Origin of the sequence: Stenotrophomonas sp. HMWF003 (assembly GCF_003061285.1) — a bacterium.
In the GTDB taxonomy this organism is placed as follows: Bacteria; Pseudomonadota; Gammaproteobacteria; order Xanthomonadales; family Xanthomonadaceae; genus Stenotrophomonas; species Stenotrophomonas maltophilia_AP.
Genome location: NZ_QAIW01000424.1, coordinates 6,907 through 13,062 on the forward strand (window position 1 = coordinate 6,907; position 6,156 = coordinate 13,062).

Annotated in this window: 4 protein-coding genes and 1 pseudogene; 4 read left to right on the forward strand and 1 reads right to left on the reverse strand. The window is 61.3% G+C overall.

Features of this window, described 5'->3' with window-relative positions; translation table 11 throughout:
• A pseudogene (locus DBR34_RS18185) lies at positions 1 to 337 on the forward strand (hypothetical protein); the annotation flags it as partial.
• A 285-nt stretch (positions 338 to 622) separates the two neighbouring features.
• Here DBR34_RS18185 and DBR34_RS18190 read toward each other — a convergent pair.
• Entirely contained in the window at positions 623 to 1,030 is a 408-nt protein-coding gene (locus tag DBR34_RS18190) for a DUF6708 domain-containing protein (protein WP_128097825.1), read from the reverse strand.
• Positions 1,031 to 1,567: 537 nt separating this feature from the next.
• Between DBR34_RS18190 and DBR34_RS18195 the strand changes: the two genes are divergently transcribed.
• From DBR34_RS18195 to DBR34_RS18205, 3 genes are all read left to right on the forward strand, one after another.
• Complete coding sequence (locus DBR34_RS18195) at positions 1,568 to 4,582, forward strand: toxin VasX (RefSeq protein ID WP_128097826.1); 3,015 nt, start codon at positions 1,568 to 1,570, stop codon at positions 4,580 to 4,582.
• Between the two features lie 47 nt (positions 4,583 to 4,629).
• Positions 4,630 to 5,682 carry a hypothetical protein gene (locus DBR34_RS18200; protein WP_128097827.1) on the forward strand — a complete coding sequence of 351 codons (1,053 nt, stop codon included), beginning with the start codon at positions 4,630 to 4,632 and terminating at the stop codon, positions 5,680 to 5,682.
• A gap of 98 nt (positions 5,683 to 5,780) precedes the next feature.
• Positions 5,781 to 5,978, forward strand: coding sequence for a hypothetical protein (locus tag DBR34_RS18205; protein WP_128097828.1), 198 nt, complete (start codon positions 5,781 to 5,783; stop codon positions 5,976 to 5,978).
• Positions 5,979 to 6,156 lie beyond the last annotated feature (178 nt).

Genomic DNA, 6,156 nt, shown 5'->3' on the forward strand with positions numbered 1-6,156 from the left:
GCGTGACAAGGCCAAGGGTGATGAGAACCTGCTTGGGACGCTGATGGGCATCATCAAGGAAGACGAAAAGGCCAAGCCCAAGCCGAAAGCCAAGGCCGCCCCGGATTCGATGGACGCGCTGATCGCACAGATCCAGGCCGACGAACGCAAGCAGGCCGCCGATGCCGACAACGTGTTCGACAACATCAGTGGCCGCAACGCCACCGCATCCACCAAGTCCAACATTCAAGCCAAGCTGCGCAGTTGCGGCAGCGCCACGACGACGGCCGGCCTGAACTGCCGCAAGAAGATCTGCGCCGCGGCCGCGGGTAAAGACCCGGCCTGCCCGGCGATGTGAGGTGCGCTGCGGCGGTGGCTGCAGTGCCTGATCCAGCTGCTGGCGGCGCGTGCCCAGGACGGCCGGCTGCCTGCCTTCTCGTCGAACTGACCGATGTACTGCGGTTCCGGCCATCGGTGCGGATCTTCGGCATCAATGACCGATTCGTCCAGGATCCGCTGCGGCCACACCGGCTGCCGGCTGCTCTTCAACACCAGCCAGCGGCAACAACACCGGCATCAACAGGGAGCGCAAGGGCAACAGCGCTTGCCCCAGGCTGATCACCACGGTGGTATGGCAGTTCTTTCAGGCATCGGCGATCGACAGGTCCACCTGGGGCTTCGCTGGCGCGTCGAGCACGGACGCCGGGCCTTCATCCATATAGCGCCGGATGAATTCCCAAACCTCCCGGATCTTGTCTTCGTCATCGAAGTAGTGGCCCACCGCAAAGGTGTGCCGGATGATCTCGCCGTCCAGCACGTGGCAGCGGATATCGCGCAAATGCCGCTCGCCCTTGCCCTCCCCCACATGGAAATGCGCCTCCTGCCAGGGCACGCTGATGGCCGCGTCCGGCCCGCCATCCGTGTAGGCGTGCACCATGCGGGTGCGCCGGTTGAAGCGGATCGGGTAGTACTTATAGCTGAAGAAGTCACGGCGCAGAATGGGCCAGTACAACAGCCCGAATTGCACCAGCAGAAGCGCGGCGAACAACACGTAGACCGGCGCATCCGCTGACGGACCCAAGCACCTCAGGTATCCGGTTCGACCATCTGCGCGGCCCCCAGGCCACCAGGCGGGCGTTGATCAGCAGAACGGTGGATGTCAGCCCCATGCCGCGCAGCCTGAAGCGACGGTCGATAATGTCCAGATAGGTGGAGTTCAGACTGATTACGCAAAGACGCGCGTTGCTTCTGCCTGCAGGCGAGCGCGGCAGCGTGGCGTAGCGCAACGCGGCTCAGGTTCCTGATCGATCTTGAACGCCCTCAACCAGCCTGTATACATCGTCGCATCTCCTTTGCCCGCCGCGTTGCGCCTCCCCGATTGAGTTTATCCGACCGCATCGGCGGCATGGATCGCATCGCGCCGCTCGCCCGAAACGCGACCGCCGTCACACATTATTCACTTTCTGCGCCCTGCGGTCGGAGCACCCTACGCGCGCGCCTCCATTGTTCTGCTGGATCCGAGCCGGGCAAGCAACTAATATCCCAGCGTCAATCCGGATTCGTGCATCGCAAGGAAGGGATACTCCGCATGAACGACCTAGTCGCCCCGCCGCGCCCGACCAAGCCGGCCAACGCCGCCTTGAGCCATGCTGCAAACAACCCGACCACGGGCCAAGGTGAAAGCTGCCCCACCTGCGACAAGTCCGGGCTTGCGATTCTCGTGACGCTGTGGTCCGTCATTCCGCCACAGGACTTCCCAGGGTCGTTCAGGAACAACCAGACATACGTCAATCACCTGCTTTCAAGCGATTACGACGACGGCTATCTATCTCCACGGCCGCTTAACCGGTCAAAGACTGGCGAGTCATTCGAGTGTTCCCAGTATGTCCCTCGACGGCTCCGCCAGGGATTTCTTCACGTTTACTATCCGGGCGACGCAACCTGGGAGATCTACGCCTCACAGGCAGACGGACGCCTGCTTCGAGTGAACCTCGACATGCCTCGCCCGATGGGCAAAGGCGATGTGGCATGCAAGCGCTTCAATGCTGGCAGCAATAGCCTGTTCCTGCGCATTGATGCCAAAAAGCACAAGCAATTCATGATCGGTTTTTCGGATGCCTTCTGGACCAAGGCTGTACGTGAACGTCTGGTGGCAGACAAGGTCACGCTCGCACTGTTCATGAAGAGCATTGACTGCAGCGCGCCGGGAAGCAGTTACGGCGATGGGTTGCTCAGGCTTGACCCGATCTATCTGGAAAGTGGGATCCTGGGTTTTCAGACGAGACCTCAGACTGACACTGTTCCACAGGAAGTCTATAAGCGCCCCAAGAGCGTGCCTTCCGGTGATGTGGTTACACAGATGGCCGCAATCAACCGCGCATTTGATCCGAGCGGGAAGATTGGAGGCCTGTTTGTGCTGTTGCCGGACGACATCGGTATCGCCACCCAGCTCAATTACGCCAAGAACCAAGCCATGACTGACATCATGGGAGAAGGGAACGGCTATACCGAGCTGGATCGGCAGAAAATGGATGCCGCCGCGTTGCTCGACAACATCCGGCAAAGCTCGGCCGATGTCTGGTCGCGCATCGACGATGACATCGATCTGGGTGCTTTCGAATCCTACCTTGCCAAGTACGTGGCATGCGCCAAAGCCACCGCAAACTACAATGTCTACTCCGCTGACTACACGAGCTGGATGGAGTTCGTGACGAGCAAGCCCTACAGCGCTTTGTTCGACCCGGAGCTTCCTGCGAGCTGCGCCAAACTCGGCGAGATATCTGCCGATCTTTATGTCGGCTGTGGCCACACCAAGGATGAGTTCAACAAGATTCTGCTGAAAGCACTGGCTGAGAATCCTGAAGACGGGAACCACCTTTTCTGGCGGGGTGCAGCGGCGAATGACCAGGGGCTAGTCAGCCTTCTGATGGACCCGTCAATTGACAAGACGCTTGTCGATAGCCAGAAGAAGTTCGACGAATTCAAGGGGCAACGCGAACTACTGGGGCAGATCAAGGCTGCACGCGCCGGCGCCGCTGCCGCCAATGCGGCACACTGGGACCAGCTCGCCGCCATGCTCAATTCGCGCGCTCGCAGGCTGAGGGACGCCAACCCAAAGGCGTTCCGGCGAACCATGCGCCGGATCCAAGCACTCACACTGCATCATAACGGCATGGGCGTACTGGAGCTTACCCTCGAAGGAGATGTCAGCGGTTACCTGCGGCAGCTCAAGAATGCCGCCTCCGCTGCGCCAAATGCGCAGAGCATTCGCATCACGCCGCGCAACGCGGGGCAGATCAAGGCGCTCAGCCAGCTTGTCGCAGCGTCCTGGAAACCGGGCGAACCCATCCCGGCAGCGTTGCGGGACGCACAGGTCGCCCTTGGCATCGGCGCCGACGAGCTGCCGCCCTACTCGGTCACCAATATTGAGAATCCGAAGGAGAGCATTGCCGCTTTGAAAAAGGCGGGCGCGCTCACGGCAGGCATGGGGGCCTTGCATGCATTTTCCTTGTTCACCAGCCTGCAGAAGCTGGGGGTCGACCTGGCGCAGGCGCAGGCCAGCGGCCCCAATATGGAGCGCATCACCCGGGACGTTGGCGAGGCCACTGCCGCCCTGTTGAGCGTTGTTGCGGTCTCCGTGGAGCTGCGGGCGATCACCGAAACAGCGCGCAACGGCGGCGCCAAAAACGCGAGGGCGTATGGGCTCGGCGTGAGGGCCGCCACGCTCGGCATGATTGCCTCCGCCATTGAAGGCGGGTTCCAGATCTACGACAGCACGCTTCTATGGGATCAGGGGGACGAGGTCGCCAGCATGCTCAAGGGAGCGGCCGGCGGATTGTCTGTTGCCAGTGCGGGGCTCGGTTATGCCGCCACCCGCATGATCGCCCGCCAGGCTGCCGTCGGAGTTGCCGGTGAGCTAGCCGCCGGCGCGGCGGCCGCGTCTGCGGTCACCCGCGGCGGTGCGGTGGTGACGGTGGAAGCCCCGCCCGTGGCGCTATGGCTGAGCATCGCCAGCATCGGTCTGTTCGTGGTGTCGGTCGGCGCTGATAACTACTCCAAGTACTTCACCACCATTCCCATGGAAAAGTGGGCCGATCGCACCTTCCTTGGCAAGCGTTCCGGCAAGTGGGGCAAGCCGTTCGTCACCTCCAAAGAGCAGCTGGAGACACTGCTGCGGGAGCTGTACGCCATCAAGATCAGCACCCCCGGTTACTTCGACGCACTGCTCAAGTTCGAGGTGGAAGTTCCCGTGTGGGGCACCGAGAGCGAGATCGATCTTGAACTCAAGCTCGATGGAAAAGTCCTCCGGCGCTACATTTACAAGCCCGGAGGCACGCCTATCGACAGCCCCACCTGGCAGCTGCATGTCAAGGAAGGCGATGGCAAAGAGGGCTTCAGGGGCACCGGTACCGCCAAGGGCCAAGGAGCGGTGTTCGCGATTGAAATGGGCGACCAGTCCTGGCAGGAGGTGGCAAAGAACGCTGCTCTTGGTGTGATCACGCCGGTCGCCCGTGCGATCTCCGGCATTCCCAGTATCGCCGTGAAATACTCGCCCAACACTGCCGCACATTCGGGCTTTGTGATTGACGGAAAGAGTGAGTAACCCATGTTCCCAGCGGCATCCTGCCTGGCACGGAATGAAACTGCCCCATGAGCGAACCATTGCAAGCAGAGATCTACGAAGGGGAGCTTCCGTTACGCAGCGCTTCGGAACCTGGCAGCGTGCGGGACATCATTCGTCTGGACGAGGAGATGATGGTGTGGTCTGACGACGGTGCCGCGGCCACCGTGGAATCGATCATGCCGTTCTTCGCTATTGCGGGCGTGATTATCTCGCTTGGGGGGCTGTATGCGGGAATCATGAGTGTTACCACGACGGACAGCGTCGGCATCTGGATCCTGAAGGTGTCGCTGTCTACGCTGTTGACCGTCGGCGGTGCTACAGGGGCGTATTTCGCCTGGCGCATCAGTTTTGGAAGCAAGCACAGCGACATCTACTTTCTCAGAAAACAACGCAAGATCTTTCACTACACCAACAAGACCGCATTCGTTCTTGATTGGGACAACGTACGCCCGTACGCGCGACTGGGCTTCGGCCCGGTCCAGCTTGGCGCTCGTCCCTTTGTGGCGCTGGAGCTGGTTGAGTACTTCAGGAACGAGCCGCAGGTATGGCGCGCACGCTTCGTTGTCGACGCGCCACTTGGAGGGCGTGAAGCATGCCAGCAAAGCTGGGAGCTGATTCGGCGCTACATGGATGAAGCGGCAGACACATTGCCGGTACAGACAGTCGTCGATCGCCGATCATGGACATCGGCCTTGCTGGAGTTTGGCCCCTTGTCCGACGGCGGCGATGCGCACGGGTTCCTCCAGGGTCTGCGCGACCACAACTGGCAGCCCTTCTGGAGTGGAGATCATCTGCTGAACGTACTGGTCTGGATCGTGTTTTGGCCGGACCAAGTATTCCGGATGCTGTACGCACGCTTCAGACCACGTGTGAGCCTGCCGGAGGAGTTGGCGGGGGCACCCGCGGACCAGCCAAGCGGACCGTCTCCTTACGCCACCACCCCGCTGTCAGCAGGAGAGCACCGCGGGCGGCGCAAGGCCGCCATTACCGTCGCCATTGTTTGCTCAGCATGCACGTTGATCAGCCTGAGCGCCTGGTCGGTAGTGGCGCGACAGATGCTGCACGCCGTGTTTGGCTAGGGTGATCGCAGTGCTGGTAACCACCGCTGGCACGTGAACGTTCGACGAGCGGGCTGAGGCCGTTTAATCTACACACCTCATTGAGCCGGATGCATTGAATGAACTGGACCTGGACTTCCGTCGTGTACTTCGTACTGGTCATGGCGATGTGCTGTGGCTTCGTGCGGACGGTGTACGTCTACCTTGGCCGTTTCGCGGGCTGGCAATCGCCGGTCAAGCGGCTGCTTGCCATCAGCCCGGTCCTGCTCGCCCTGCTCTTCGCGCTGTCTGGCTTCCTGCTGGTGGCCTTCCGCTGACCGTCCCCCGCAGTGGCGCTAGGAGACCGCCCCGCTCTCCAGCGCCACAAGCTGTGGTTCCAGCGTATCCAACATGCCAAGTACTGCCGGCATGGCGGGGGTCCCAGTTTCCAGCCCGTGGATCAACTGCAGGCGGATCGGCGCGTTGGCAGTGAAGGGCGCACCATAGATCATGCAA